The organism is Yoonia sp. R2-816, assembly GCF_046762905.1.
GTDB lineage: Bacteria > Pseudomonadota > Alphaproteobacteria > Rhodobacterales > Rhodobacteraceae > Yoonia.
This window is the reverse complement of the sequence record NZ_JBKQXN010000188.1, coordinates 98,228-123,836: the sequence shown is the minus strand read 5'-3', so window position 1 is coordinate 123,836 and position 25,609 is coordinate 98,228. Positions and strand designations below refer to the sequence as shown.

The 25,609-nt window shown below is 57.7% G+C and carries 28 protein-coding genes and 1 pseudogene; 15 read left to right on the top strand and 14 right to left on the bottom strand.

Translation table 11 applies throughout. The features are described from left to right. Positions 1-956: 956 nt before the first annotated feature. The gene (locus tag ACFWW2_RS11940) at positions 957-1,676 is read right to left on the bottom strand and encodes an MBL fold metallo-hydrolase (protein ID WP_393928303.1); all 720 of its coding nucleotides are present in this window, start codon (positions 1,674-1,676) and stop codon (positions 957-959) included. A 138-nt stretch (positions 1,677-1,814) separates the two neighbouring features. Between ACFWW2_RS11940 and ACFWW2_RS11935 the strand changes: the two genes are divergently transcribed. Genes ACFWW2_RS11935 through ACFWW2_RS11920 form a run of 4 tightly spaced genes read left to right on the top strand, consistent with a single transcriptional unit; the run spans position 1,815 to position 4,941 of the window. Continuing rightward, positions 1,815-2,501, top strand: coding sequence for a DUF4386 domain-containing protein (locus ACFWW2_RS11935; protein ID WP_393928302.1), 687 nt, complete (start codon positions 1,815-1,817; stop codon positions 2,499-2,501). Then, on the top strand, positions 2,470-3,213 hold the full coding sequence (locus ACFWW2_RS11930) for a DUF4386 domain-containing protein (protein WP_393928301.1): 744 nt from the start codon (positions 2,470-2,472) through the stop codon (positions 3,211-3,213). The genes ACFWW2_RS11935 and ACFWW2_RS11930 overlap by 32 nt, the downstream gene beginning before the upstream one ends. Continuing rightward, on the top strand, positions 3,210-4,250 hold the full coding sequence (locus ACFWW2_RS11925) for a zinc-binding dehydrogenase (protein WP_393928300.1): 1,041 nt from the start codon (positions 3,210-3,212) through the stop codon (positions 4,248-4,250). Before ACFWW2_RS11930 ends, ACFWW2_RS11925 begins: the two co-directional genes overlap by 4 nt. Before the next feature lie 19 nt (positions 4,251-4,269). Then, on the top strand, positions 4,270-4,941 hold the full coding sequence (locus ACFWW2_RS11920; protein WP_393928299.1) for a hypothetical protein: 672 nt from the start codon (positions 4,270-4,272) through the stop codon (positions 4,939-4,941). On the opposite strand, the gene ACFWW2_RS11915 is transcribed toward ACFWW2_RS11920, so the two are convergent. The 4 genes from ACFWW2_RS11915 to ACFWW2_RS11900 are packed head-to-tail and all read right to left on the bottom strand — an operon-like array spanning position 4,938 to position 8,108. Next, positions 4,938-5,918: an NAD(P)-dependent alcohol dehydrogenase gene (locus ACFWW2_RS11915; RefSeq protein ID WP_393928298.1), complete on the bottom strand. Its 981-nt coding sequence runs from the start codon at positions 5,916-5,918 to the stop codon at positions 4,938-4,940. The genes ACFWW2_RS11920 and ACFWW2_RS11915 overlap by 4 nt on opposite strands. Positions 5,919-5,931: 13 nt before the next feature. Continuing rightward, entirely contained in the window at positions 5,932-6,261 is a 330-nt protein-coding gene (locus ACFWW2_RS11910) for a DMT family transporter (protein ID WP_393928297.1), read from the bottom strand. A gap of 7 nt (positions 6,262-6,268) precedes the next feature. Continuing rightward, positions 6,269-7,822 (bottom strand): phytoene desaturase family protein, encoded by a 1,554-nt coding sequence (locus tag ACFWW2_RS11905; RefSeq protein WP_393928296.1) that lies wholly within the window; start codon positions 7,820-7,822, stop codon positions 6,269-6,271. Between the two features lie 10 nt (positions 7,823-7,832). Then, positions 7,833-8,108, bottom strand: coding sequence for a 2TM domain-containing protein (locus ACFWW2_RS11900; RefSeq protein ID WP_393928295.1), 276 nt, complete (start codon positions 8,106-8,108; stop codon positions 7,833-7,835). 140 nt (positions 8,109-8,248) lie between these two features. Here ACFWW2_RS11900 and ACFWW2_RS11895 point away from each other — a divergent pair, with 140 nt between their 5' ends. After that, a complete protein-coding gene (locus ACFWW2_RS11895) occupies positions 8,249-9,055 on the top strand; it encodes a nitroreductase family protein (protein WP_393928294.1) in 807 nt (268 codons plus the stop codon). A 75-nt stretch (positions 9,056-9,130) separates the two neighbouring features. Here ACFWW2_RS11895 and ACFWW2_RS11890 read toward each other — a convergent pair whose 3' ends face one another. Together ACFWW2_RS11890 and ACFWW2_RS11885 are read right to left on the bottom strand one after the other, a co-directional pair. Further along, on the bottom strand, positions 9,131-10,144 hold the full coding sequence (locus tag ACFWW2_RS11890; RefSeq protein ID WP_393928293.1) for an alpha/beta fold hydrolase: 1,014 nt from the start codon (positions 10,142-10,144) through the stop codon (positions 9,131-9,133). Between the two features lie 79 nt (positions 10,145-10,223). Further along, positions 10,224-10,418, bottom strand: a complete 195-nt coding sequence (locus ACFWW2_RS11885; protein ID WP_393928292.1) for a hypothetical protein — start codon at positions 10,416-10,418, stop codon at positions 10,224-10,226. On the opposite strand from ACFWW2_RS11885, the gene ACFWW2_RS11880 reads away from it, so the two are divergent. Both ACFWW2_RS11880 and ACFWW2_RS11875 read left to right on the top strand, forming a co-directional pair. Then, positions 10,419-10,850, top strand: a complete 432-nt coding sequence (locus ACFWW2_RS11880) for a hypothetical protein (protein ID WP_393928291.1) — start codon at positions 10,419-10,421, stop codon at positions 10,848-10,850. It begins immediately after the preceding gene. Positions 10,851-11,064: 214 nt separating this feature from the next. Then, a pseudogene (locus ACFWW2_RS11875) lies at positions 11,065-11,154 on the top strand (integrase core domain-containing protein); the annotation flags it as partial. 406 nt (positions 11,155-11,560) lie between these two features. Here ACFWW2_RS11875 and ACFWW2_RS11870 read toward each other — a convergent pair. The 4 genes from ACFWW2_RS11870 to ACFWW2_RS11855 form a co-directional block, all read right to left on the bottom strand. Next, positions 11,561-12,067 carry a tyrosine-type recombinase/integrase gene (locus ACFWW2_RS11870; protein ID WP_393928290.1) on the bottom strand — a complete coding sequence of 169 codons (507 nt, stop codon included), beginning with the start codon at positions 12,065-12,067 and terminating at the stop codon, positions 11,561-11,563. 149 nt (positions 12,068-12,216) lie between these two features. Further along, positions 12,217-12,765, bottom strand: a complete 549-nt coding sequence (locus tag ACFWW2_RS11865) for an integrase arm-type DNA-binding domain-containing protein (RefSeq protein ID WP_393928289.1) — start codon at positions 12,763-12,765, stop codon at positions 12,217-12,219. Between the two features lie 356 nt (positions 12,766-13,121). After that, positions 13,122-13,898 carry a Bax inhibitor-1 family protein gene (locus tag ACFWW2_RS11860; protein WP_393928288.1) on the bottom strand — a complete coding sequence of 259 codons (777 nt, stop codon included), beginning with the start codon at positions 13,896-13,898 and terminating at the stop codon, positions 13,122-13,124. A gap of 151 nt (positions 13,899-14,049) precedes the next feature. After that, complete coding sequence (locus tag ACFWW2_RS11855) at positions 14,050-14,271, bottom strand: DUF1127 domain-containing protein (protein WP_393928287.1); 222 nt, start codon at positions 14,269-14,271, stop codon at positions 14,050-14,052. An 81-nt stretch (positions 14,272-14,352) separates the two neighbouring features. On the opposite strand from ACFWW2_RS11855, the gene ACFWW2_RS11850 reads away from it, so the two are divergent. Next, positions 14,353-15,258: a LysR family transcriptional regulator gene (locus ACFWW2_RS11850; protein WP_393928286.1), complete on the top strand. Its 906-nt coding sequence runs from the start codon at positions 14,353-14,355 to the stop codon at positions 15,256-15,258. Here ACFWW2_RS11850 and ACFWW2_RS11845 read toward each other — a convergent pair. Then, positions 15,248-16,207, bottom strand: a complete 960-nt coding sequence (locus tag ACFWW2_RS11845) for an NADPH:quinone oxidoreductase family protein (RefSeq protein ID WP_393928285.1) — start codon at positions 16,205-16,207, stop codon at positions 15,248-15,250. The genes ACFWW2_RS11850 and ACFWW2_RS11845 overlap by 11 nt on opposite strands. A 273-nt stretch (positions 16,208-16,480) precedes the next feature. Between ACFWW2_RS11845 and ACFWW2_RS11840 the strand changes: the two genes are divergently transcribed. From ACFWW2_RS11840 to ACFWW2_RS11830, 3 genes are read left to right on the top strand one after another with little or no spacing between them, the layout of a single operon-like run. Then, complete coding sequence (locus tag ACFWW2_RS11840) at positions 16,481-16,852, top strand: helix-turn-helix domain-containing protein (protein WP_393928284.1); 372 nt, start codon at positions 16,481-16,483, stop codon at positions 16,850-16,852. A 42-nt stretch (positions 16,853-16,894) separates the two neighbouring features. Next, positions 16,895-17,734 (top strand): inositol monophosphatase family protein, encoded by an 840-nt coding sequence (locus ACFWW2_RS11835; RefSeq protein ID WP_393928283.1) that lies wholly within the window; start codon positions 16,895-16,897, stop codon positions 17,732-17,734. Continuing rightward, positions 17,727-19,064, top strand: coding sequence for an 8-oxoguanine deaminase (locus tag ACFWW2_RS11830; protein WP_393928282.1), 1,338 nt, complete (start codon positions 17,727-17,729; stop codon positions 19,062-19,064). Before ACFWW2_RS11835 ends, ACFWW2_RS11830 begins: the two co-directional genes overlap by 8 nt. Positions 19,065-19,082: 18 nt before the next feature. Here the strand turns inward: ACFWW2_RS11830 and ACFWW2_RS11825 are convergent, their stop codons facing one another. After that, positions 19,083-19,532, bottom strand: coding sequence for a Tsi3 family protein (locus ACFWW2_RS11825; protein ID WP_393928281.1), 450 nt, complete (start codon positions 19,530-19,532; stop codon positions 19,083-19,085). Beyond that, a complete protein-coding gene (guaD, locus tag ACFWW2_RS11820; RefSeq protein WP_393928280.1) occupies positions 19,529-20,833 on the bottom strand; it encodes a guanine deaminase in 1,305 nt (434 codons plus the stop codon). The genes ACFWW2_RS11825 and guaD overlap by 4 nt, the downstream gene beginning before the upstream one ends. 98 nt (positions 20,834-20,931) lie before the next feature. Between guaD and mgtE the strand changes: the two genes are divergently transcribed. The 4 genes from mgtE to ACFWW2_RS11800 all read left to right on the top strand — a co-directional run bounded on the left by mgtE (position 20,932) and on the right by ACFWW2_RS11800 (position 25,593). Then, a complete protein-coding gene (gene mgtE, locus ACFWW2_RS11815) occupies positions 20,932-22,305 on the top strand; it encodes a magnesium transporter (protein ID WP_393928279.1) in 1,374 nt (457 codons plus the stop codon). Then, positions 22,305-22,847 carry a 5-formyltetrahydrofolate cyclo-ligase gene (locus tag ACFWW2_RS11810; protein WP_393928278.1) on the top strand — a complete coding sequence of 181 codons (543 nt, stop codon included), beginning with the start codon at positions 22,305-22,307 and terminating at the stop codon, positions 22,845-22,847. Before mgtE ends, ACFWW2_RS11810 begins: the two co-directional genes overlap by 1 nt. Positions 22,848-22,925: 78 nt before the next feature. Then, complete coding sequence (locus tag ACFWW2_RS11805; RefSeq protein WP_393928277.1) at positions 22,926-23,741, top strand: TIGR00282 family metallophosphoesterase; 816 nt, start codon at positions 22,926-22,928, stop codon at positions 23,739-23,741. 70 nt (positions 23,742-23,811) lie between these two features. Beyond that, positions 23,812-25,593, top strand: coding sequence for an SLC13 family permease (locus tag ACFWW2_RS11800; protein ID WP_393928276.1), 1,782 nt, complete (start codon positions 23,812-23,814; stop codon positions 25,591-25,593). The last annotated feature ends 16 nt before the right edge of the window (positions 25,594-25,609 follow it).

Genomic DNA, 25,609 nt, shown 5'->3' with positions numbered 1-25,609 from the left:
CAGTGGCTAACGTGGTACCGACGACGGCTTTCTGAGGCTTTGCGCGTTATAACCAAAGTCCGCTTCGGGGAAGCCGCATCGCAGCGTCGGGTGCTTCGGTCAGGGTCCTGTTTTGGCCGTCCTTGGCATGAGAGGACGGATTAGTCGGGCGATATGCTGCGGTCGATCTAATGGCGGTAGTGAGCCCAACTTGACCGATGCTGTGCAACGAACGAATGTCGGCACACTGAATTTTCTTTTTTGGACTGTTGTTAGCAAGACGCATGGAAAAGCCAACGGAGGTACAAAAATCAAGGTTTAAGTCTTTGGTTTACGCCATTTGCATATGGGCATTCCTTTGTGTTTGGCTGAGCGTAATGACCGCAGGACTCATGGCTGGAGCATGTCGGAATGATCGCTATGATGGAGCCAAGAAGCTTCGGTTTTGCAACATTTCACTCACCGCCGGTGCTTGGATGAGTTTCTCTTCGCTCGAACGAACAAAGAGGAGCCGCATCCAACTCGAAAGAGGTATCGCTCTGTCTCAGGTAGGAGAACCAGAATAAAGCGGTCGAAGCATTTAACCAAGCCTTGCGCGACGCACGGGCTAACCGCGGGCCTTGGGAACGGGAACTCCACCAGCGAATGGTGAAAATCGAAGACCGCAGCACACTTGCACTGTGGGTGTCAGTCGTTGAGGCAGCCAAATAGAGAGCGCAAACACCGTCTACGCTACTTAATGCGGTCGTTGGCGCAGTGGCAGCGAACTCACACTTTGTCCCGCAGATTACCCGTTCGCCAAGCCTCCATTATGCATTTGCAGCGAATGGCCGGTTCGACGGGCCGCACCGCAGCGGACGGTAACCTGAGCGAACGGCAGCAATGGGCCGCTGATGCACGGCGTCCGTCGCATCGACTACCAAAATTCGTCGCCTGCTGCCGACGCCATTACGGTTGCGGCATGTCATGACGGCAACCTAAATGAGCATATGGAGCGGATTCATTTCAATCTCGAAGTGAATTACTTTCGCTTGGCGGGAAGAATGGCCTAACGTCAGCCCAATATGCCCTGGCGTTGGCAGCAGGATCATCGACCCGTCGTCCATGACGTCATAAATGCCGTGGAACTCCTCAAAAAGCGGGCCATCTGTAGGTCGAAACGCGAAGGGCTGCCAGTCAGCACCCGGTATTTCAATATGCTCTCTCAGGATCCAATCGTGTTCTGGATGCGGTTGGAGCAACTGCGCCCACTCGCCTATGCTGACCAGCAGTTTGGCTTGCGGGATTTGGGCGATCCCACCAACATGATCGAAATGCAGATGGGACATGACCGCCAGGTGCACATCGCTTGCGTCAAAACCAGACTTTGCCAAAACCCTATCGAGCCTGTCACCTTCCGTGATGTGAAGCTGGAAGATGCGCCGCAACAGGAGCCTACCTATGGCGCTGGAGATGTAGTTGGGGCCTGAGACAATCGCTGGGTCCAACCCTGTGTCAAACAGGATTGGTCCATTGCAATGGGCAATCAGAAAGTAATTCAGCGGGATCTTGTTCCAGCTTCGCGATGTCAGCGCCCACCACAGGCGCGGTTTCCTCGTTCCAAAGCGATGTTCATCATGCTGTGCGGCCCAGCCAGAACTGAACACCTGAATTGAGGATATCAGGGTTGCTGCATTTGCCATTTCTGTTGTGCTCATGGGCGTTTCCTCGGCGCCTGGCGATGATCGCTTGGGTATCAGTAGCGTTAGCCCCTTGTTTGCCACTGACAAAAATCAATGGGCCAGCACACTGGACTGCTAACCCTGTCTGCAATCTCAACCACTTGATTAAACCTCATGAACGGCACGAATTCCCACCCATTAGCAACCGCGGATGCATTGCAGCGCGCAGCGCGGATTGCTGGCGTGCTTTTTATCATTGCGACCGCATCAACGATGGCAGCGCAGATCATTCTTAGCCCGCTTTTGGATGCTTCACAGCGCGCGACTGATCCTCAAAACAATCCTGTTGCGTTGGCGGTCTTGCTGGAGATTGCCAACGCTTTGGCCAGCGACGGGATTGCGATTGCGTTCTATCCGGTTCTGCGCCGATGTGCTGAGTTAGCCGCGACAGGCTATCTGGGCCTGCGTGTTATCGAGGGTGCAGTGGGCGTCGTTGCAGCAACAGTTTTGGCGATGATCATATCGACCAGTGCCGACGAAATGGCATTCACATTGGCGGTGCATGACACGGCGTTCCTGATGGTACTGCTTGTTTTCAGTTGCGGCACCTTGCTGCTTTATCCCATGCTCTATGCCTTCCGTCTGGTCCCACCTGTGCTGTCGCTTTGGGGGCTTATTGGCGGGCTGATGCTCTTGGTGTCTTGTGTCCTCATCCTGTTCGACCGGGTCGAAATGGGCGGCACGACGGACCTGATCCTGTCCTTGCCAATCTGGATCAACGAAATGGCACTGGCGCTGTGGCTGCTTGCGCGGGGCGTGGACCTGAAACATGTCGGATCAGGTAATGACCGTGCAGCTTGATGACCCACATATGCGGCGCGCGGGCGTCATCGTCGGGGTGCTTTTCATCATCGCGACAGCTTTCCTCTTTCTGGGCGAGATGTTCTACAAGCAGTTTCTTGATGCGCCTGACGTGTTGCGCGTTGCGGCGCAGAACAAGCCAGTCATTGTGCTGGGCCTGACAATCGAGCTGATCTGCATCCTCGCCATGCCCCTGATCGGCGCGTTCATCTATCCGGTCCTGAGCCAAGTCAGCGTTGGCCTGGCGCTTACCTATTTCTTTTTTCGGGCGCTTGAAGGCGTTATTCTGGTCAGTGTCGCCCTGACCAACAAGTTCTCCTTGCTCTCGCTCAGCGAAGCGCAGCTTGCGGGCGCGGACCCGGCCTTGGCCGAAGCCGCAGTGATGCTGATCCGCGCGCAGAATGCGTGGGGTGATACGGCGGGGACGCTCTACAACATCATCTTCGCGCTTGGTGCGCTCTGCCTTTATGGAACGCTTTTCCACGCGCGGCTGATCCCCCGCTGGATTTCGCTTTGGGGGTTGATCGCGATTGCTGTTCTGCTGGGTATCGTCGGCACTGCGATGCTCATTCCCTTGCCGCCTTGGGCACCGTTGCTGATTGTACCAATCGCGGTGCAGGAGATGGTCATGGCACTATGGTTCATCTTTCGTGGGTTTGATTTTCAGGACATCACACATCCGCACCCTCACTTGACGGAAATTCCATCATGACTGCGGCACGGGCCCACCGTATCGTCGTGCCACGTCGCGGCGGGCCGGACGTGCTGCAATGGGTCGCGATGGACATGCCAGAACCCGGCCCTGGGGACGTGCGCGTGCGGGTCGAGGCGGCAGGGGTTTCAGCATACGATGTCATGTTGCGGGGCCATTGGTTTCCCGGGTTGCCTCCCATGCCCTACACGCCGGGCGAGGATTTCGTTGGCATTGTCGATAAGGTCGGCGCGCGCGTTTCCGGCTTTGCAGTGGGCCAACGCGTGGGCGGTTGGACATTTGGCGATGCAGGCGGCTATGCCGAATACCTTTGCCGTCCTGCGGCTGATCTGGTGGCCGTGCCTGATGCTCTTGATCCGGTGACAGCCTGCGCTCTTATCGTCAATTACCTCACCGCAAGTCTGGCCTTGCATCAGGCGTCCAAGGTCTGCGAAGGCGAGCGCCTGCTTGTGCAGGGCGCAGGTGGTGGTTTGGGCAGTGCGCTGTTGCAATTGGGCCGTGATGCTGGGCTACAAACCTTTGGCGGTGACGCAACCAGCAAACAGGCGCAGATACGGGCGGATGGTGCTGCGCCGATTGATTATCAATCAGAGTTTGTCGTGGCGCGCACCCGTGCATTGACGGGCGGCGGTGCGGATGTCGTGATTGATCTTGTCGGCGGAGCCCGGCAGCTACTGCGATCTTGGCGGTCCCTGCGTCCCGGCGGTAGGCTTTTGATGCTGGGCATGGCGGGCACGCTCGAATCAGGCACGTGGATCATTTTGCCCAGCCTTATGCTGCTTGGGATTTTTTCGGTTTGGCCGGGAGGCCGACGCATCGCAAAGGGCCCCGGCATGGAAGATTACCCCCGTGCCAACCCCGATTGGTACCGCAACACGCTTTCAGAGCTTTTTCGCAAGGCCCTTGCGGGGCAACTGCAACCACACATCGCGCATAAGCTGCCCTTGCGGGATGCGGCGGAGGCGCACGCAATGCTTGAACGTGGGGCCGTCGCGGGAAAGATCATGTTGATCACGGGTGACCGTGCCGCAGCATAGTTAATTGGAAGGAAACGACATGGAGATTAAGGACCAATCAACCGCGAGAATGGGCGGCTTTGCGGGCATATTGGGCAGCGCGCTGCTGCTTGGTGTATTTGCGTTCCTTGCCGTCTTTGTCGGGCTGGACACACTTGATGCGCAGGCCGCCTTGGAGCGGTATCCAGACATTCGCTGGGCCCGGATCATCGAGAACACGGCCTATCTTTTTGCGCTGGTACTTTGGGCGCTGCATTCGGTGACGTTGTTTGTCGTGCTGCGGGCGGACAGCCCCGCAACCGCGCTTGCTGCGATGGTCATGTCCGTGCTGGGCCTTGCTATCCTCGCGGCAGGGGCAATCCCGCATACGGCTGAAACCGTGATATCCGATCTATACAAGGCACCCGACACCGCCGCAGAACTGCTCCCTGTTCTGATCGTCGCGTGGGAAGTCAGCCTGGGTTGGGTCGACACATTCGTTGTAACCGGGGTTGTACTCACACCAGTGGGGCTACTGCTTTACGGTATCGCGATGCTGCGATCTTCTGACTTTGGTTCATGGGCAGGATGGGCAAGCATTCTCTTTGCAGCCGCCGGGTTTTACGCCGCCGTCTCTAGCCTGATCGAGGAAAGCGATATTGTTGGCGTGGGTATTTTTGCTCTGGTGTTTTTTCACACGGTTATCGGTGTGGTCTCGCTTCGGCTGCGTTAAGCCTGAGCGAATTCCACCACGACATTGCCAGCCTTATGGCCACTGCCAACATGGGCGTGGGCCTGCGTGATCTGATCGAACGGATACATCCGGTCGATCACTGGTTTCAGGGCGCCTTTCTCGGCCATATCCGCAAGAAAATGCATATCCTCGACAGTTTCCGCCGCGACCCCAGCGGAAAATTTCTGCTCACCCATCAGCGACCAAATGGGCGCCGTGATATTATCGAGCAGGCTGCCTGCGGCCACCACACCGCGCCCTGAGGGTCGCAACATCTGCCTGATCTTTCCAAGTGGCAGCGCGCCCACCGTGTCAAAGACAACATCGAAGGTTTCATCAAGGCTGGTGATGTCGGTTTGCGTGTAATCCACAACACGGTCAGCGCCGATAGACGACACAAGCTCCAGATTGGCGGTGCTGCAAACACCCGTGACATGCGCGCCGACGTATTTGGCAATCTGTACGCCCATCGTGCCAAGCGCACCTGATGCACCGATGATCAGCACGGTCTCACCTGATTTGATGTCTCCCTTTGTAAGCAGAAAATGCAAAGCGGATGTGCCCGCGAACGAAAGAGCCGCAGCCTGAGGAAACGACAGGTTTTGTGGTTTGTGCACGACTTTGCCGTTGGCTGGCATGGTGATGTATTCGGCGTGACAGCCCATTTCGAGGCCCGTAAAGGCGATCACATCTTCGCCCACAGCAAAGGTGGTTACATCCTTCCCCACGGCCTCAATCCGTCCGGCCATTTCAGTGCCCAATACCCTCCGGCGCGGGCGGAATAGGCCAAAGGCAAGACGCGGGATCGGGCCAAAACCACGTGGTCCGATCATTGTGCGCGCGCGCCAATCACCGCTGGTGATGGTTGCGGCATAGGTCCTGATCAAAAGCTGATCGTCAGCCGGCATAGGGCGAGGAACCTCTTTGATTTCGACCACCTCTGGAGGTCCATAGCGTTCGTAGACCGCCGCTTTCATATCGCTTTGCCTCTCAACCGCTCGCTGCCGACGACAGTGCGTTCAACACGATCACTCCCGCAAGGATAAGGCCAACGCCAAGATAGGCATAACCGTCGAGTGTCTGACCGAAAACCACAGCACCGATCAACGTGACGCCAGCGATGCCGCCGCCTGCCCAGACCGAATAGGCGATTCCCAGCGGCATGGTGCGTACCACAAGTGACATCACATAGAACGCAAGTCCGAAGCAGATCAGCGTCAGCCCGGCAAACCCTAGCTTCGTAAAACCGTCCGACAGCTTCAATGCGGTCGTTGCGAGGAGTTCGATCGCAATGCCAATCGCCAGCAAGAACCAGTGCATTGAGTCATTACCCCCGTAGCTGTCGAAAGACTTTGGGATCAACACTGGCCGCACACAGAATCCCGCCCCAAAGCGCGCCTTGGATGCCCTGACTGATCACGTCCTGCCCGGACAGATAAAGCCCATCGATTGGTGTCCTTGTCCGCAGCGCATCGCTCATGACGCGCTCGGGCGTGCCATCCAATCCATAGAAGCGACCTTCATGGTGTCCGGTGATTGACGCCGTTGCCAAGGGCGTTGAAAGCTCTCGGAATACGACCAGTTCGGCCAATTCGGGGAAGCTGGCTTTGAACAGCGCAAACATCTTGTCTTCAACCTGCTGTTTGAAGGCTTTGTAATCCGCACCCCGTTGACCGGACGGAAGATCGGCCCAATGGGCAACGCTGTTCCAGTCGGTCCAGACGACCATTTCGCCCGCATATTTCTGTTTGGGCCCTGGATCGTGGCTTGGGTCTTTGAGGGACGCAAATGAGACGAAAAAACCGGGTGGATTGCCGTCAGGTGCCTTATCCCAAATCGCGTCGATCTCGCCGTTTGGATAGAACCAATGGTTTGACCTCGTAGCACCTGCCTTTGTCACGTCGCCCTCAAAGCCCAGAAACAAGGTGAAATGCGCGATGGACGGGGGCAGTGATTGGATTTCAGCGATCCAGTCTTTGGGGCCAAAGCCCGCAGGCAACAGATTGTTGACCGTCTCACGCGCGCCAACATTGGAGATAACCACGTCCGAGCGGATTTCTTCGCCGTCAGATGTGCGCACGCCCACAATCTTGTCGTTTTCGACCAAAAGCGTGTCAACCTTCACGCCCGCGCGGGCCTCTCCACCCGCTTGCGTGATCGTCGGGATCATATGATCTGCAAAGGACTTGCCACCACCCACAGGATACCATGCGCCGCTTGTCAGATAACAGCCGTAGACCAAAGCGTGCATGGCAAAGCTCGCCTTGTGCGGGCGGCCCCCGTGATCGCCCCATTGCGCCATGAAGGCTGCGGCAAGGTCCGGGTTTTGCGTGATGCTGTCGACGACTGCCTGCAGGGTGCGCTTGCACCATTTGTCGATGGCGCGGCGGTTCCACCAATCAATCATGTCGCCGACAAATTCAGGCGTCGCACGGGTTGGCGCGAGTGTATACATCAAGTCCCGCCCTTCCTTTAAGGCGGTAATCCATGCCTCGATCGCCTCTGCTTCATCAGGAAACCGGTCTTTCAGATCACGCTCTTGGGCCTCAAAGGGGCGCGACAATGCAAGCGGCGGTGCGTGCCCGATATGCAGATTGTCATAGACCGACCCCATGGGCTCGAATTGCATCGGCGTGTGCGTCAGCCAGTCGATCAGTGCCCTTTCCCGGTCACCCGGGGCGACGCAGCCGAGATAGTGAATGCCGACGTCCCAGGTGAAACCTTCGCGCGAAAAGCTGTGCGAGAGGCCACCGAGGGTCGTGTACTGTTCCAGCAGCAATACCTTGTGGCCCGTTTTCGACAGTGCGGCGGCGGCTGTCATGCCGCCCATGCCGGACCCGACAACAATCGCGTCCCATTTTTGTGTTTTGCCATTGCTCATGTGACAGCCCTCAAGAATGCGTCTGTGACTTGTTCATTTCGGTCTCGATCATCTTTTCGGTGACGGCGAACCGACCCGGAAAAACGAAGATCGCAAAGCCATGAAGCACGACCGCAATCCCCCAGCCCATCATGGGCCAGTGAAACCAGATTGTGCCGGGCGAGGATAAGAGGTTGATCACCACAAGAAGCAGAATGATAGCGATATAAACCATGAGATGCGTGTAAAAACTCATCTTGGCTTCAACGCGTTTCTTGGCGGATTGATAGGCTTCGGACTGTTCCATGGCTTGTCTCCCTCACGTTGGTGCAACGGCATCAAGTCTAGCAAAAGCAGCCTGTTCAAGATTGAGGAAAGTCAAAGTCATGCGCTCTAGGTGCGATAGCCTTGGGACGTGAAATGGCGAACTGGAATGGAGCGACTTGGATGCCAGGCCCGTCAAACCCCCTGAGTGAGATGGCTGACTTTGACAATGTCATTGTCACCAAGGACGAGCGGCCCAATCCGTCGTTCACGACTTCCGCGCTACCCGGTTTCAAGAAAACCGTTCACGGACGTCGCGCCATTCGGATCTTTGATGGCGTCCCCATCCCCGAAAACGTCATGCGCGACTGCTTGCAGGACGCCATTCTCGCACCGAGTTCATCAAACCTGCAATGCTATGAAATCTATTGGGTGCGCGATGACGACATGAGAAAGCGCATGGCGCCGCTTTGCCTAAACCAACCGGCGGCGGCGACGGCAGGTGATCTTTTGATTATCGTGTCGCGGGGTGATCTATGGCAGACGCACCTGAAAAATCTGACGGACATCATGACCGATCACGGCAAGAAACCCCTGACAGGGCCGGTGCGGGACTACTACGAAAATACGATCCCCATGTTGATGAAAACGGATCGCTTTGGCCTGCATAACCTCATGCGCAGGGTGGTGTTTTGGTACAAGAGCCGAAGTGAGCCAACGGTCAACGGACCCGTCTCGCGGGCCGACCACCGTGTATACGGTCATATTCAGGCAAGTCTGGCGGCCGAGAACCTGATGCTGTCGCTCGCGGCGCATGGGTACGAATCCTGCCCAATCGGCGGGATCGACAAACGCGGCATCAGAAAGCTGCTCGGGCTGCCAAGCAGGGCTGAGCCCACTTTGGTGATCGGCGCAGGCACCGGAAAACCCGAAGGTCTGTTCAGCGCGCGGGCGAGGTTGCCCTTCGATGACCTGATAAAGCAAGTATAACCGGGCAGGACGCAATTCGTTTCTGTGCTGCTGCTGTCTTGCGGATGCTTGGCCAGATCGTGTCAAGCCAGCCGTTCAGGACGCTGATTGTTTTGCCACCTCTTGATCGCTCAGAAATCCGAGTACTTTATCCGTGAGCCAGTGGGGTTTGACGATCGTCAGATGATGATCTGCTCCCGTCGCGATTGCGGTTTGGATTTCGGGTGCGATGCGGTGCAGTTTGGCGATCGCTTCCTCAGCCGGATAGGTCATCTCATTTGCACCAACGAGGAAAAGCGTCGGCGCTTTGATGCATTGCCAATCATCATCTGACAGCACACTCGGCAAGATAAGATTTCGACGCTTGAAGCAGCGCCTGGCCAGCATAGCGTCTTCAATCAATTCGTCGATCATCGGGCGGGTCTGGTTGTCGCCGGCCCCGACAGGATCGTACCAGTACATGTAGTATTTGGTATAGGCACGGATTGGCAAAAGCCCATGCAGGATTGCGCGCGCCAACAGGCCCATTGAGGGCGGAAGAATAGTCGCAGCCGGTGAGAGCAGGATGAGGCTTACCAGTGCATCCGGGTAATCACGCGCATAAAGCGCGGCCTGCCAGCCGCCAAAGGAGTGCCCCATCAGATGCGGCTTGTTAAGCTCAAGCGCTTTCAGGACTTCATCCAGCCATTGCGTCAGGTCTGCGGCGCGCCCCATCCGCCGCCTGTATGTGCTGCGGCCACAGTCATAAATATGATCCAGCGCATAGGTACGATAGGTTTCGGACAGGGTCGCGATAATTGGTATCCACGCAAGCGAATTCTCGGAATCACCGGGCAACAGAACCAGTGGTGGCCTATCCGGCGGCCCTTGGACTCTGAGGAATGTTGTGCCGGAAGTCGTCTCAACCAACCGTTCTTCCGATGCAATTGGCCACCGCATGGCGCGCGCGTCATAGAACGCCAGATACTCTTGCATCAAGGCTTCTGATCGAAACGGGTGATACGGGTCTGTGAACGTCGCGCCGTCCGGTTTGCTGCTGAATGGTCCTCCCGAAAGCGCCTCTGCTAAAGTGGAAACTGTTTGCGAGACAGTCGTTCGTAGGTTTGACATACCGTGTCTCCATCACAAGCCGGTGCTTCTTGAAGGCGGCACCAACAGGTTGCCAATCGGCACGACGCCTGAAGCGGTTTCAGTTCCCCACAAATGATTTGATCGGTGCGGGCCAATAGGGATTGTAACCGATGGCGTGACTTAGCGTGGCGATAGCAGGGTCATGTTGATTTTTATCAAATGCTTTGCTCGGCCATGCTTTGATAAAGGTCGTGATGCTGGTGGTGAGGATAGGAGACATGACATGACGCGTATCGTTTTCTGAATCATCCAAGTGCCCGGCTGGTTGCTTTTTCTCTACCTTGTCGCTGCGCAATGCATCTCGGCATTCGACTATTCGCTTGGCGTGAGAATGGGCACCCAAGAACCGGCAGACCGCATTACCGAGGTCGGCGTCGCCTTCTTCAAAGGCTTCGCCGGGGCGGATCTTATCTATGCGCCGATGCTCGCCTTCGGGCTTGCCGGGCATTTGTTGGATGCCGCATGGAGCGGTCCGATCCTCGGCGCGGCACTCGGCATCACCTTCTACTGGCAGATCGTCTGCTTGTGGGCAGTCCGCGCGGCGGGATGGGACTTGCCGAAGGAGGCACAATATTGGGTTGTGCTGCCGGGCATTTCCCTTTGGGGATTGGTGGCCGTGATCGTGCTGGTGACACGGTGCGCCTGGATGTTCTCTACTATTTATGGTGAAATTCCCACCTGTTGAACGTCGTCTAGCCCACGATCTCGACCTTCAGTTCCAGCGCGTCCAGCCAGATGGCACCGGCCATCCTCTGACAATGGTTGGCCCTTCCTTCATTAGGAAGCATCCTATTGCTCGGTCCCTTCCGCCTCGCCTTGCTTGGTCTCGCGCTCGACGACGATACGAACCTTTGTCACCAATCCGGCAATGACTCTCAAAATCACAAGCCAAGCCGATCCAGATCTACCCGGGATCGCCTTGGGAGAACGTTCATGACGAAAGCTTCAACGGCACATTGCGTCGCGAAGTCCTCAATGCCGAATGGTTCAGGCTTCCAGGGCCCTGTGGAGTGCAAGACGAATTTACACTCGCAGTCACGCCGCGACGGTGGCTTGAACTGGCCGCAAACCAACTGACTGCAGATTGCGCGCATTTCCTTTGGGATAGCTTGACCCGTGTAAATGTTGGCAGGGCAAATCTCTGATAGCATGTCATATGCTTCAGGGTTGCCAGTCGCCGCGATGCTTATGTCCGAAGCCGCCACTGCTTCTATTTCATAATAGATCACATTGGGAGACGGGATTATTGTCTTGACGCCAGGGCAGAGCATAAGAGCCAACCTGATGTATGACGTTTGAAACAAATCCAAAATCGGGGTTTCGTTTGCTTCCTCAATGTCACTCAGCAGTTCCATCGCGCAATCAATCGGGGCAATATCAGGGCTATAATCGTCGTTAGCCATTCGAACCGACTACCTTCATGGGCGTGGGGCCGCCCTGTCTGCTGCAAAGGAACGAAGCCCATAGCTCCATTAGTGCATGTCTTTGCTCCAAGAAATCAGTCCGTTTGTAAGCCTGCACTACCTTAGGCCCGACGACATGGCTAATGCACATTTCAACCACGTCATGCGGTGCGTTCGTCGTCTCTGCTAGCCAAACGCGCAGAGATGTTCTGAAACCGTGGGGACGCTCTTTTAAGCCGCGCCGCTTCATCAGTGCTGTCATTGTCATATCGGAAATGACGCCCCGCTTTGCGCCTGCAAACAGGAACCCGTCACGGGCGAATTTGCGGGCCTCTGCGATAACGCGCTGGGCCTCTATCGAAAGTGGAACCCTAAAATCCTTTGTCGCGCCTTTGCGTCCCTTCATATCCTCTGCGGGCACTGTCCAAACGTCACCATTGATTTGGTCAACGTGGATGTTGCGCAGCGGTCCGGAACGCGACCCCGTCAGAATGGGCAACCGCAAAGCTAATTCAGCAATGCTGCCCCGTCTAATGATTGGTAAAAGGCGGGTACCTCTTGCCAATGCAGAGCAGGGACGTTGGTTACAGTATGGCGTCGCATGCTTGGTAATGCTTTGGCCTTGTCGGTGGCTTGGACGTCAACCTCTCAGCCCAATGCAGCGGCATGGCGCATGCAAATGCCTAGACGATCCATAGCTTTCTGGGCGGTCGCGGCTTTTTCATGCCAGATAGGGGCCAGTGCATCACGGATATCGCGTTGGTCAATCTCCGAGACTGGCATTTTACCCCGCTTGGGCAGGACGTGCGGTTGAAGCGGGGAAAACCAGCGTCCCGATTTTCCGTCGCCTTTGAGTTCAGCCTTGCGGCTTTCAAAAGCATCAGCGGCGATATCAGACAAAAGATGCAAGCTACGTTCGGCGTCACGTCGCTCCCGTTCTCGTTCGCGGATAGGGTTTTTGCCATCCGCTGCAACCTTGCGCCAATGGTTAGCCTTTTCGCGGGCTTCTTTTAGAGACACTGCGGGGAATGCGCCCAGACCCATTTCCTTGCGTTTGCCAAAGACCGTGACGCGCAGCACCCAGCGAGCCGTGCCGTCATCGCGCTTGTAGAGCCAAAGCCCAGCGCCATCGCCATGCTTGCCGGCCGCTGCTGACTTGGCGGCTTGGCTGGTCAGCTCATTTGTAGTCCTTGCCATTCGGTCCCCGTTTTGGTCCCCTTCAACATGTGGGGTATCTTGGGGCGCAATGGTATAGGGTAAGGCAGTATAGGCCATGTTTTATTGGGAATAGCTGTAGCGAGGATACACAGTGGGGCATATTGATACTTTTATTAGATGCGCCCCGACCGCACCAGCGCCGTGGAGAGCCTAGCATGCTGGAGTGGGGTGCTGTTTTCGGACTTTGTCGTGACCGCTTGCCAAGCCTGTTGCTTTGCAGCGGTGAAAAGATGATGGCGGCAACATATGCACGTTGCTCAATCTACCTCTTCTGTAAGGAATCAAAAAAGGGCGGGATGACCCGCCCTTTCGTGTTCTTGTCGTCTGAAGTCCGGTTATTCCTGTCCCATGAAGTAGAGCAGGAACTGGAACATGTTCAGGAACGAGATGTAGAGGCTGAGCGCGCCGTCAAAGGCGGCTTTGTCCATCCACTCCTGATCTGCGGCAGCTGCATGCTCCACATAGGTGTTTTTGATCTGCTGCGTGTAAGCAGCGGTCAACCCGGCGAACAACACGATACCGATCGAGGCGATCGCGAACATCATCGCGTCAGACTGCAGGAACAGGTTCACGATGATTGCAGCCAGAAGACCGATCACGCCCATGATCAGGAACGTCCGCATCGGCGCCAGATCCTTTTTGGTCACGTAGCCATAAAGGCTGAGACCGGCAAAGGCGATTGCGGTAACCAGGAAGGTCTGCGTGATCGAGTATGGCGTGTAGACCAGAAAGATCGAGCTGAACGATACACCGATGACCGCAGCGAAGGCAAAGAAGCCAAGCTGTACAGCCGCCGCCGAACCTCGTTGCAGCAATGCGCCCCAGCCAAACAGGATAAAGGCCAGAGGTGCAAAGAAGATAACCCAGCGCAGCGGGCTGGCATAGAGCGCCACGCCAAGCCCGGTCAGGTACTGACCATCACGCAGAGCGTAGGTCGCATTTGTCGGGTCACTTGTGACCGCAAGACCGGCAATTGCCCATGCCGCCACGGCGGTGATCAGCATGCCCACGGACATTGTGCCGTAGACCTTGTTCATATGAGCGCGCAAGCCCTCATCAATAGCGGCCGCGCGGACCCCGCCGACCGTTTTCATTGTCTCGTATTGAGCCATTTAGACCTCCAGATATAACAGTGGCGCCGCGAGCCGGCATCCTTGCGCGTGATATTGGCACAAACCCGCACGTTTTCAAGGGCGCGCGGCACCAAGATCATTAAATCTGATTGTTTTGGGCGGGAATGTCGCAGGTCCGCTTGTTTCGTGATCAGTCCCGCCAACTGGCGGGGACGTCCCAAACCCGTTTTTGTGCTTCTGTATAAGCCTGATGACGGGTCAGTCCGATGTCCTTGAGCATGTGGTCGTCAAGCCGGGCGAGCGCGCGGCGCTGCCGGGACAGGGCCAGTAAGCGGCCAATACGTCGCCAAAGCCCGGGCCGCGCCACACCGCACCGCGCATTAACGGATTCCTGAGTCGTGACAGTGATCATATCCTGTCCTTTCGTGATGGTTTGTGTGGTTATCATTAGAATGCTTGATATATAGCGGCGAACCTCATATGATAAAAATGAATGTTTGATGGGTCTTGTATCAGCTATGGTGATGAAATGAGAAATCTGGATATGACCGCTTTGCGATCCTTTGTAGCCGTTGCTGACACGGGCGGTGTGACCAAGGCGGCAGGGCTTTTGAACCTGACGCAGTCGGCTGTTTCCATGCAGCTGAAACGATTGGAAGAATCTCTGAACGTGTCATTGCTCGACCGCTCCGCACGATCTATCGGCCTGACAACACAGGGTGAACAGATGCTCAGTTATGCCCGGCGGATGCTCGCCTTGAATGACGAAATCTATGGCAAACTGACCGCGATCGAGTTTGAAGGCGAGGTCACGCTGGGCGTGCCGCATGACATTATCTACCCGGTCATTCCCAAGGTGCTCCGCCGGTTCGCGGCGGCCTATCCAAGGGTCAGGGTGCATCTGGTTTCATCTTTTACAAGAAAGCTTGTCGAGCAATTCAATCGGGGGGAGATTGACGTCATCCTGACGACTGAAGACAGCGTTGGAACCGGCGGCGAAACACTGGCCAAGGTGCCGCTGATCTGGGTTGGCGCGCCGGGCGGGCAGGCGTGGAAACAGCGCCCTTTGCGGCTTGCCTTTGAGCAGCGCTGTATCTTTCGGCAATACGTGCAGCGGCGGCTGGATGCTGTCGGAATCCCCTGGGAGATGGCCGTCGAGAGCGAGTCAACACGCACAATCGAGGCCACAGTCAGCGCTGATTTGGCAGTGCACACTATTCTGGAAGGCACCGCGTCGCACCATTTTGAAGCGATCAATCATGGTGGCAGTCTGCCGCGTCTGCTGGAGGTTAACGTGAATATGTATAGCGCATCGATCAATGACGGACCGGTTGTCGCCGACCTGTCACAGTTCGTGCGGGACGGGTTTTACACCATGCGGGTGCCGGTCACGGCGTGATAACCACCTTGCCGGTGGACTGCCTGCTGCGCATCAGTTCGAGCGCTTGCGCCGCGTCATCCAATTGTAAAACATGGCTAATATGCGGCTGCAGGCGCCCCTGATCGTACCACTCCATCAATTCGCCGAGGCTCTCGATCAGCGCGTTGGGCTGAAAGCCAAGGTAGCCGCCCCAATAGAAGCCGATGACCGTGATGTTCTTGACCAGAATGATGTTGGCCGGGATCGGGGGAACCTTGCCGCTGGCAAAACCAATGACGATTATGCGGGCTTCACGGTTGCACGCACCTAATGCTGCCTTAAATGCATCACCCCCGACGGGATCGTAAACCACGTCGGCCCCGCCCAATGCCTTGACTGCATCCTTGATGTCGTCGGTTGTGCTGTCGATCAGGTGATCCGCGCCCGCATTTTTTGCGACGGCCAGCTTTTCCGCACCGCGCGCGACGGCGATGACGGTGGCCCCCATCGCCTTGCCGATTTCGACGGCCGTCAGCCCGACGCCACCCGCCGCGCCCAGCACCAGCAACGTTTCACCTTTCTGCAATTGCGCCCGCCGTTTCAGAGCCAAGTGAGAGGTGCCGTAAGCCACCATGAAACCTGCCGCGACCTCTGACGGCATCTTGTCTGGCACCTGTCGGCAAAGCGCTGCCGGGAATGCACCCTGTTCGGCCATGCCGCCGCTGCCCCCAAAGACGGCCACACGGGTCCCGATCGGCGGCGTGGACACATCCGGGCCGTGTGCAACCACAGTGCCACAAACCTCCATCCCGAGTGTGAAGGGAGGGGTCGGCGTGTCCTGATACGTGCCATTGGCCATCAGCAGGTCCGCGAAGTTCAAACCGCACGCTTCGATATCCAAAATGACCTCCCCCTTTTTTGCGGTCGGAGCGGGAACATTTGTAACCTCTGGTGCGTTATTGAACGATGAAACCTGAAATGTGCGCATAAACGAATCCTTCTTGGTATGGCTTTATTAACCCTTATCGCCCAATCATCGCAGCAGATGAAAGGATGCCGGCTTTGACCGGTCGCGTAAAAAGTGTCATCATGAACCTGTCTTTAAGGTCAGGTCTGCTGCTGCAACCGTTGCGTGTTACGCTTGAATGGTGTCATGCACATCATCAAGCAGGACGCGCTTGCAGATTCAACCAAGCGCTAAACGCTGCATCGGGCACTGGCAACATGTTGCCGCGTGCTTTCTAACTAAGGAAATAAACGAATGAAACATCCGGTAGATGTACATGTAGGTAAGCGCATCCGTCACCGCCGCTGGATGAGCGGCACAACCCAACAGCAGTTGGCGGAAAAAGTTGGTATCAAGTTTCAGCAGATCCAGAAGTACGAAACAGGTATGAACCGCGTCAGTGCATCGCGGCTTTGGGACATCGCAAAGGTGTTGAACGTGCCTGTCTCATTTTTCTTTGAAGGCCTCGATACTCAACCTCCGGCAGACAGCAACAACAGTGATATGCCGGGTGATATCCTGACCGACAAGGAAGCGTTGGAGCTTCTGCGGTCTTACTATGCAATTCCAGAAAACCAGCGTCGCCGCCTTTTTGACCTGGCGCGGGTGCTGAGCGAAGCAGCCTGACACGGGCTTGACCATCCCATCTGCCCCGCGCTACCGCAAACGGTGACAGCCGGTGTGGATGGGAATGGCACAGTGTTCAAAGACAAAGCGTTCAATGCCGACCTGATACGGGTTGCCCATCTGCTGGCAGATGCGGCGCGCCCTGAAACTCTGCGCCACTTTCGCACTGCCGATCTGGTGACCGATAACAAGTTGGGCGAAGGCTTTGATCCGGTGACCGAAGCGGATCGCGCCGCCGAGCAGGCCATGCGGGACGTTCTTGGCCGGGAACGACCGGACGATTCAATTCTTGGCGAGGAATTCGGCCATTTTCAGGGTAGCAGCGATCTGACATGGGTGCTTGACCCGATTGACGGAACCCGTGGTTATATCAGCGGTACGCCGACCTGGGGTGTGCTGATTTCAGTGGCAGACAAGGACGGACCGATCTTCGGCCTGATTGATCAGCCCTATATCGGTGAGCGATTTGCCGGTGGGCTGGGCCTGGCGGAAATGATGGGGCCATTGGGCCTATTGCCGCTGCGGACGCGGGCAACTCGCGATCTGGCCGGTGCGACAGTGCTGACCACCTTTCCAGAAGTTGGAACGCTTGATGAGATGCGGGCCTTTCAGGCCGTTTCTGCGCAGGCCCGGCTGACCCGGTATGGCATGGATTGCTATGGCTATGCGTTGCTGGCGGCAGGGCAGGTCGATCTGGTGATTGAGGCGGGGTTGAATGCCTATGATATTCAGGCCCCTATTGCCGTTATCGAGGCAGCTGGCGGCATCGTGACCGATTGGGATGGTGGCCCGGCCCATGAAGGTGGTCGTGCGCTGGCCGCGGCAAATGCCCAGATACATGCCGCCGCTCTGGCGGTCCTGCGTGATGCGATAAATGCCTGACCTGCTGATCCGCAATGCATCCGTCATCCTGACGATGGATGACGCGCGATCCGAACTGGCGAACGCGGACATTCTGATCAGCGACGGCGTGATCGCGGCCATTGGGGCTGATCTGCCCGCTGAAAATGCAGATGTTTTTGACGCCACCGGGGTCATCATCACACCGGGTCTCGTCAATACCCATCATCATCTTTATCAAACCCTGACCCGCGCGGTGCCGGGTGCGCAGGACGCGCTCTTGTTTGGGTGGTTGCAGCGTCTTTATCCGATTTGGGCGCGTTTTGGCCCGGAAGAGATGTTCGTGTCAGCCCAGATCGGATTGGCGGAACTGGCACTGTCTGGCTGCACGCTGACCTCGGATCATCTGTATCTGTTTCCCAATGGGGCGCGGCTGGATGACACGATTGCTGCCGCCGCTGAGATTGGTTTGCGGTTTCATGCCACCCGCGGCGCGATGAGCATTGGCGAAAATGACGGGGGTCTGCCGCCGGACAGTCTGGTCGAGGCAGAGCGCGTCATTCTGGAAGACTGCATTCGGGTGATCGATGCGTTTCATGATCCGCGCCCAGGGGCGATGACCCGTGTTGGCGTGGCACCGTGCAGTCCGTTTTCCGTCAGTCGTGATCTGATGCGCGATGCGGCAGTTCTGGCCCGCGACAAGGGTGTGATGCTGCATACACATCTGGCCGAGAATGATGAGGACATCGCTTATTCACTCGAGAAATTCGGCTGCCGTCCCGGACAATATGCTGAAGATCTGGGTTGGGTCGGCGATGACGTGTGGCATGCGCATTGTGTGAAACTGAATGGGCAAGAGATTGATTTGTTCGCCCGCACGCAGACAGGTGTCGCCCATTGCCCCTGTTCCAATTGCCGCCTTGGCTCGGGCATCGCGCCACTGCGGCAGATGCGTGATGTCGGCGTGTCCGTCGGCCTAGGCGTGGATGGATCGGCCAGCAATGATATAGGCAATCTGGTGGCCGACGCCCGGCAAGCGATGTTGTTGCAGCGAGTAGCCAATGGGGCCGATGCCATGTCCGCCCGCGAAGCACTGGAGATCGCCACGCGCGGCGGGGCTGCCGTGCTGGGGCGCGATGATTGTGGTCAGATTGCTGTTGGCAAGCGGGCGGACATCGCAGTGTGGGATGCGAGGGCGGTTGAGAATGCAGGGTCGTGGGACCCGGCCGCGCTGGTTCTGGCCGGTCCGGCAAAGGTTCGTGACCTGTTTGTGGAAGGCCGTCAGGTTGTTGCAGATGGCCGAATGCAGACAATTGATTTGGACAAGGTGATTAACCGCCAGAATACCTTGGCCGCGCGGCTGGCCGAGTAACTCCTGAGCCCCGCGCATTTATCGTGGTTGATAGCTGGCCAGTACGTCCCACGCGAACGCAAAGCCGGGCGTGCCGATTTCCAGTTGATCCTGCGCGATCATCACCACGGTCTGACCGGTGTTATCCGTTCCAACTGCCGTCAGCCTGTACTCTGTTCCGCCTGAACCGGCGCCAAGCCGTTCGACTGCAGAAAGAAATGGGTGATCAAAGCCTGCCACATCGCGCAGGGTGAATTGTCGCGTGGCTGTCTGAAATGGCTGATCCTGGGTGAAGATCTCCAACCGCTGAACGGTACGTCGCATGCCGGTCTGCGCCAGCTGCACACCGCCATCCTTTTGCGTCGCAGCAAACCCGTCCGGCAGCGATATGCTGAAACCGTATGCATCAATCCGTGTACTTTCTGCTTCGACTACAAAAGGCCACGTCAGCAACAGCGTGGATATCAGTATTGATCTTACCCGCGTCATTGGCTTTCACCGCGCTCATACCGCTGCCCGGCAATCCACACATCTGCAATGGATCGGTCATCGCCCATCATGATCGTGGGAAAAAGTGCATCCCAGATATCCTGTGCCTGCTGGCTGCGTTGGGCGATGGCCGAAGTCGCGGCAAGGTCGAGAACCGTGATATCCGCCATGGCCCCCGCGCCAAGATGGCCAATCTGGCCATTCATCTGCAGCGCCTGCGCGGACCCCTCGGTGGCCAGCCACATCAGTTGCGCCGGATGTAATGCGGTCCCGCGCAGTTGCCCAATTTCATAGGCGGCGGCCATCGTGCGCAGCATGGAAAATGACGATCCACCGCCTGTATCAGTCGCCAGCCCGACCTGCAGGCCAGCCTTGGCCAGCCCCATCAGGTCAAACAGGCCCGAGCCGATGAAGGTGTTTGACGTCGGACAATGGATGACCGCCGCGCCAACCTCACGCAATCGCGCCACCTCCCGGTCCTCCAGATGGATGGCATGGCCGTAGAGCCCCCGTGCCCCAAGCAATCCGAAAGCTTCATAGGTGTCCAGATAATCGCGGGCGTCTGGAAACAGGTCTTTCACCCAGGCGATTTCCGGGAGTTGCTCGCTGAGATGGGTCTGCATCAGGCAATCAGGATATTCCGCCCAGAGCGCGCCCAGCGCATTGAGTTGATCCGGCGTTGAGGTTGGCGAAAATCGAGGGGTGATGGCGTATTGCGCGCGGTCCTTGCCGTGCCAGGCGTTCAACAGGCGTTTGCTGTCGTCATAGGCGCCTTGCGCAGTATCGCGCAGATCGTTAGGCGCGTTGCGGTCCATGCAGGTTTTGCCAGCCACCACAGCCATATGGCGGGTAGCGGCCGCGCCAAAGAACGCATCGACACTTGTCGGATGGATGGTGCAAAAACTGGTCAGGGTGGTGGTGCCGTGGTCCAGAGCGAGATCCAGCGTTCGGTTTGCGATCTGATCGGCATAAGCCGGATCGCTGAAACGCGCCTCTTCAGGGAACGTATAGGTGTTGAGCCAGTCAATCAGCTGCTTGCCCCAACTCGCGATGATCGCTGTTTGCGGATAGTGCATATGGGCATCGACGAAGCCTGCGCTGATCAGGGCATCGCCATAATCGGTGATGGCTGCGTCCGGGTACTTCGCCTGCATGGCGGCACCATTCCCGGTCTCCGCGATTCTGTCGCCATCAATCAACACGCCGCCAGCGCTGTCAAAATCGGTGACATCACGCCAGTTTTCCGTCAGCGGATTACCGGAAAAGCCTAAGGTCTGGCCAAGGAGAAGATGCTTGCTCATCCCGGCACCATATGGCGAGGCAGCGGGGGCGTAAATCGCTCAATGGCCGTTGTGCGCGGCGCGCGAGAAGCTATGGTGCAGGTGCAACGAGGGGCGGTATGACAGACCAATCGGACAACAACGAAGACGAAGCCTTTGGCATCACGGATCGGTTGATCAATGATGTGATGGAGGCGGTACGCACCGGTGGTGCCGAATGGGTTGATGCGCTGCTCGACCCGTTGCACCCGGCCGACATCGCCCACCTTCTGGAGCAGCTTGATCCGCGCAGCCGCCGCGATCTGCTGAGGGTATGGAAAGGTGGCGTGGACGGTGACACGCTGTCCGAACTGGATGAACAGCTGCGCGAAGAGGTGATCGGGCAGTTGGCCCCGGCTGAGCTGGCCGAGGCTGTGCGCGACCTGGAAAGCGACGATGTCGTCGATCTGGTCGAGTATCTGGGCGAGGACCAGCAAGAGGCGGTTCTTGACGCGCTAGATGCGGGCGACCGGGTGGTTGTCGAACAGGCGCTGACCTATCCTGAAGAATCTGCCGGCCGCCACATGCAGTCCGAGCTGGTTCGCGCGCCGGAACACTGGACCGTGGGCGAGGCGATTGATTACCTGCGTTCTGACGTTGTTCTGCCGGATCAGTTTTATCACATCATCCTGGTCGATCCGCGGTTGAAGGCGGTGGGATATGTCACCTTGGGCCGGATTCTGAGCCATCCGCGCGACATGCTGTTGCGCGACCTGATGGAGGATACATTCCGCACCTTCCATGTCGCGCAGGATGTGGAAGAGGTGGCACAGGCGATCAACCACTATCACATGATCACGGCACCGGTGGTTGACGATGACGACCGGATCGTCGGTGTGATCACCATCGACGACGCCATGGCGTTTCTGGAAGAAGAAGCGGAAGAGGATATTCTGCGCCTCGCCGGTGTGGGCGAGGGCAGCCTGTCCGACCGGGTGATTGCCACGACGCGCCGCCGTTTTCCCTGGCTGGCGGTCAATCTGGTGACGGCGATCTTCGCCTCAATGGTGATTGCGCTGTTTGAGGAAACGATTGCGGGGCTGGTCGCCCTCGCGGTGTTGATGCCCATTGTCGCGTCGATGGGGGGCAATGCCGGGACACAATCCCTGACCGTGGCTGTGCGTGCCATCGCAACCCGCGATTTGACCACGGCAAATGTCTGGCGGGTTATCCGCCGCGAGGTGTTGGTTGGCCTGATCAATGGGCTGCTCTTTGCCGTTGTGATGGGCGTGGTTGGGGTGATCTGGTTTGGATCACCGATGCTGGGTGTGGTGATTGGGGTGGCGATGGTCATCAATCTGGCGGTGGCGGGCCTCGCCGGGACGGTCATTCCCGTTCTGCTCGAACGGTTTGGCATTGACCCGGCGCTCGCCTCTGGTGCCTTTGTGACGACGGTCACGGATGTGGTCGGTTTCTTTGCCTTCCTTGGCCTTGCAGCACTTTGGCTGCTGTGATGGATAAATCCGCCGCGCGCAAAGCCGCCTTTGCCCGGCGCAAGGTCGCGCATGAGGCGGGGTGCGGGACAGCGGGTTATCTGAGCGAGGTTTTGGCGGGTTATCGCGGTGTGCCGTTGGCCGGTTACATGGCGATGCGAACCGAAATTGATCCGGTGGCGGCCATGGCTGAGGCTGCGGCACATGGAGCTGTTGGTGTCCCGGTGATCATGGGTGCGGGGCAACCCCTGCAGTTTCGAATATGGGAGCCAGACTGCCCGATGGTGCCCGGTGCATTCGGCGCAATGATCCCCGAAAGCGGCGAGTGGATGACACCGGAAATCGTGATAGTGCCCCTTGTTGCGTTTGACAGGCGCGGGGGGCGCTTGGGTTATGGTGGCGGTTTTTATGATCGCACGCTGGAAGGGTTGCGCAAGCGCGGCTCTGTGCTGGCCATCGGTTTTGCCTATGCAGCACAGGAGGATGATAACCTGCCGCTCGAACAGACCGATCAGCTGTTGGACATGATCGTGACCGAACGGGATGTCGTCTCCCTACGGTGAACTAAACGATTTTTTGCAAAAAATCGTTGCCGCAAAAATCTTCTAGAAGATTTTTGCAACAGCGCCTAACAGTAGGCCATGAAAATACTTTTTCTTGGCGATGTGATGGGCCGTGCGGGCCGTGCTGCGGTAACGGCGCATCTGCCGCAGTTGCGCGATGCATGGCGGCTCGACTTTGTTGTGGTCAATGGCGAAAACGCAACCTCGGGCATGGGGTTGTCGGGGGATCATGCCAAGCTGCTTCTGGATGCTGGTGCCGATGTTGTCACACTTGGCGACCATGCCTTTGATCAGAAGGATATGCTGACCTTTATCGAAAGTGAGCCGCGTGTCATCCGCCCGATCAACTATTCCAAAGCTGCACCCGGCAGCGGCGCGCGCGTCTTTTCCGCACCGGGTGGCCGCAAGGTGCTTGTCGCGCAGGTTCTGGGGCAGGTGTTCATGAAACGGCCCTTTGACGATCCGTTTTCGGCCCTCGACGCGGTGCTGCGCCAATACCCGATGGGCGGACAGGTGCAGGCGAGCCTGATTGACATCCATTGCGAGGCGACGTCGGAAAAGATGGCGACCGGTCATTTCTGCGATGGGCGGGCTAGTATTGTGGTTGGAACGCACACACATGTCCCAACCAGCGATGCGATGATCCTGACGGGCGGGACTGCGTATCTGACCGATGCGGGGATGTGTGGCGACTACAACTCAGTCATCGGTATGGAAAAAACGGAACCGATGCGCCGGTTTGTCACCGGTATGCCCAAAGCACGGTTCACACCTGCCACTGCGGAGGCCACATTGTCCGGCATTTATGTCGAAACCGATGATCGAACCGGCAAGGCCACCAGGATCGAGATGGTGCGCAGGGGTGGCTTGCTGCCGCAGGCGGGTCCCAGCTGAATGATCGACGCAGCGTCCGCGGTCCAGATGCCGCTTGCCGAGCGGTCCACAAGTGGCGACAGTACAGCTAATGGGTGATTTATTTGCACTGACGCAAACGCAGGCTGCGTTTCTGACCATGGCCGTGGTGGTGGGCATGTTCATCCTGTTCCTGCGCGAGGTTTTCCCCACCGAAGTCGTTGCCATGATTGGTGTTTCGGTCCTGCTGGTCACCGGAGTTTTGCCTTATGAGGCAGCGGTGCTGGCACTGTCCAACCCCGCCCCATGGACCATCGCAGCTATGTTCATCATTGTCGGTGCGCTGGTGCGAACCGGCGCGCTGAACACGATGACCCAGCTGGTGGAACGGCAGGCCAAGATCAGCCCGGCACGGGCCATTGGCGGCAGCCTTGTATTTGTCGCCTTCGCAAGCGCGATTATGAACAACACGCCGTTGGTTGTGGTCATGATTCCGGTCTTTGTCCAACTGGCCCGCACACTGGACACGTCAGCCTCCAAGCTGCTGATCCCGCTGAGCTATGCGGCGATTGTCGGGGGCACAATGACCCTGCTTGGCACGTCAACAAACCTGCTGGTGGATGGGGTGGCGCGGGCGTCGGGCCTGAAACCCTTTGGCATTCTGGAGATTCTGCCGGTTGGCGTTGTCGTGGTCGCGTGGACGTTCATCTATCTGTATTTCATGGCCCCGCGCCTGCTGCCGGACCGGCAAAGCATGGCGACGATGCTGTCTGATCGGTCCAAGATGCGGTTCTTTTCCGAGGCGGTCATACCGCCCGACAGCAACCTGATTGGCCGGCAGGTGACCGGCGTGCAGCTGTTCAAACGGGACGGCGTGCGCCTGATCGACGTGGTGCGGGGCGATACCTCGTTGCGGCGCAATCTGGACAGCGTCAACCTGCAGGTCGGCGACCGCGTGGTGTTGCGCACGGAAATGACAGAACTGTTGTCGCTGCAGGCCACCAAGGATTTGCGGCGTGTCGATCAGGTGTCGGCGGTTGAGACGACAACGGTCGAGGTGCTGATCACCCCGAACTGCAAAATGGTTGGGCGGCGGCTGGGCTCCATGCGGTTGCGGCGGCGCTATGCGGTTTACACCTTGGCGGTGCATCGGCGGGACACAAATATCGGCCGCCAGATGGATGACCTTGTCGTCCGCGTAGGTGACACGCTGCTGCTGGAAGGCGCGCCAGAGGATATTCAGCGCCTGGGCGAGGATATGAACCTGGGCGATGTGTCGGTCCCGTCGCAACGGGCCTACCGCCGCGGTCATGCACCGGTGGCCATTGCGGTGCTGTTGGGGGTTGTTGTTCTTGCAGCACTGGGCATCGCCCCGATCCTGCTGCTGGCGATGCTGGGCGTGACGGCAGTACTGATGACCGGCTGTATCGACGCCGATGAGGCGTTTTCCTATGTCGATGGACGCCTGTTGGCGCTGATCTTTGCGATGCTGGGCGTCGGGTCTGCGCTGCAATCATCCGGCGCTGTAGGCATTATCGCCGATACGCTGTCGCCTTTCATGCTGGTACTACCCGGCTTTTTCATCGTTCTGGCAGTGTATCTGTTGTCGAGCATCCTGACAGAACTGGTGTCGAACAACGCTGTTGCGGTTGTCATGACACCCATCGCGATCGGATTGGCCAGCGCGTTGGGTGTTGATGCGCGCCCACTGGTGGTGGCGGTCATGATCGCGGCGAGTGCGAGTTTTGCCACCCCGATCGGGTATCAGACCAACACGCTTGTTTACGGCCCCGGCGGCTATAAATTCGCGGATTTCCTGAAATTCGGCATTCCGCTGAACCTTTCCTTGGCCCCCATCGCATCCTTTGTCATTCCCTATATCTGGCCGCTCTAGCACAGGGTTGCGGGGC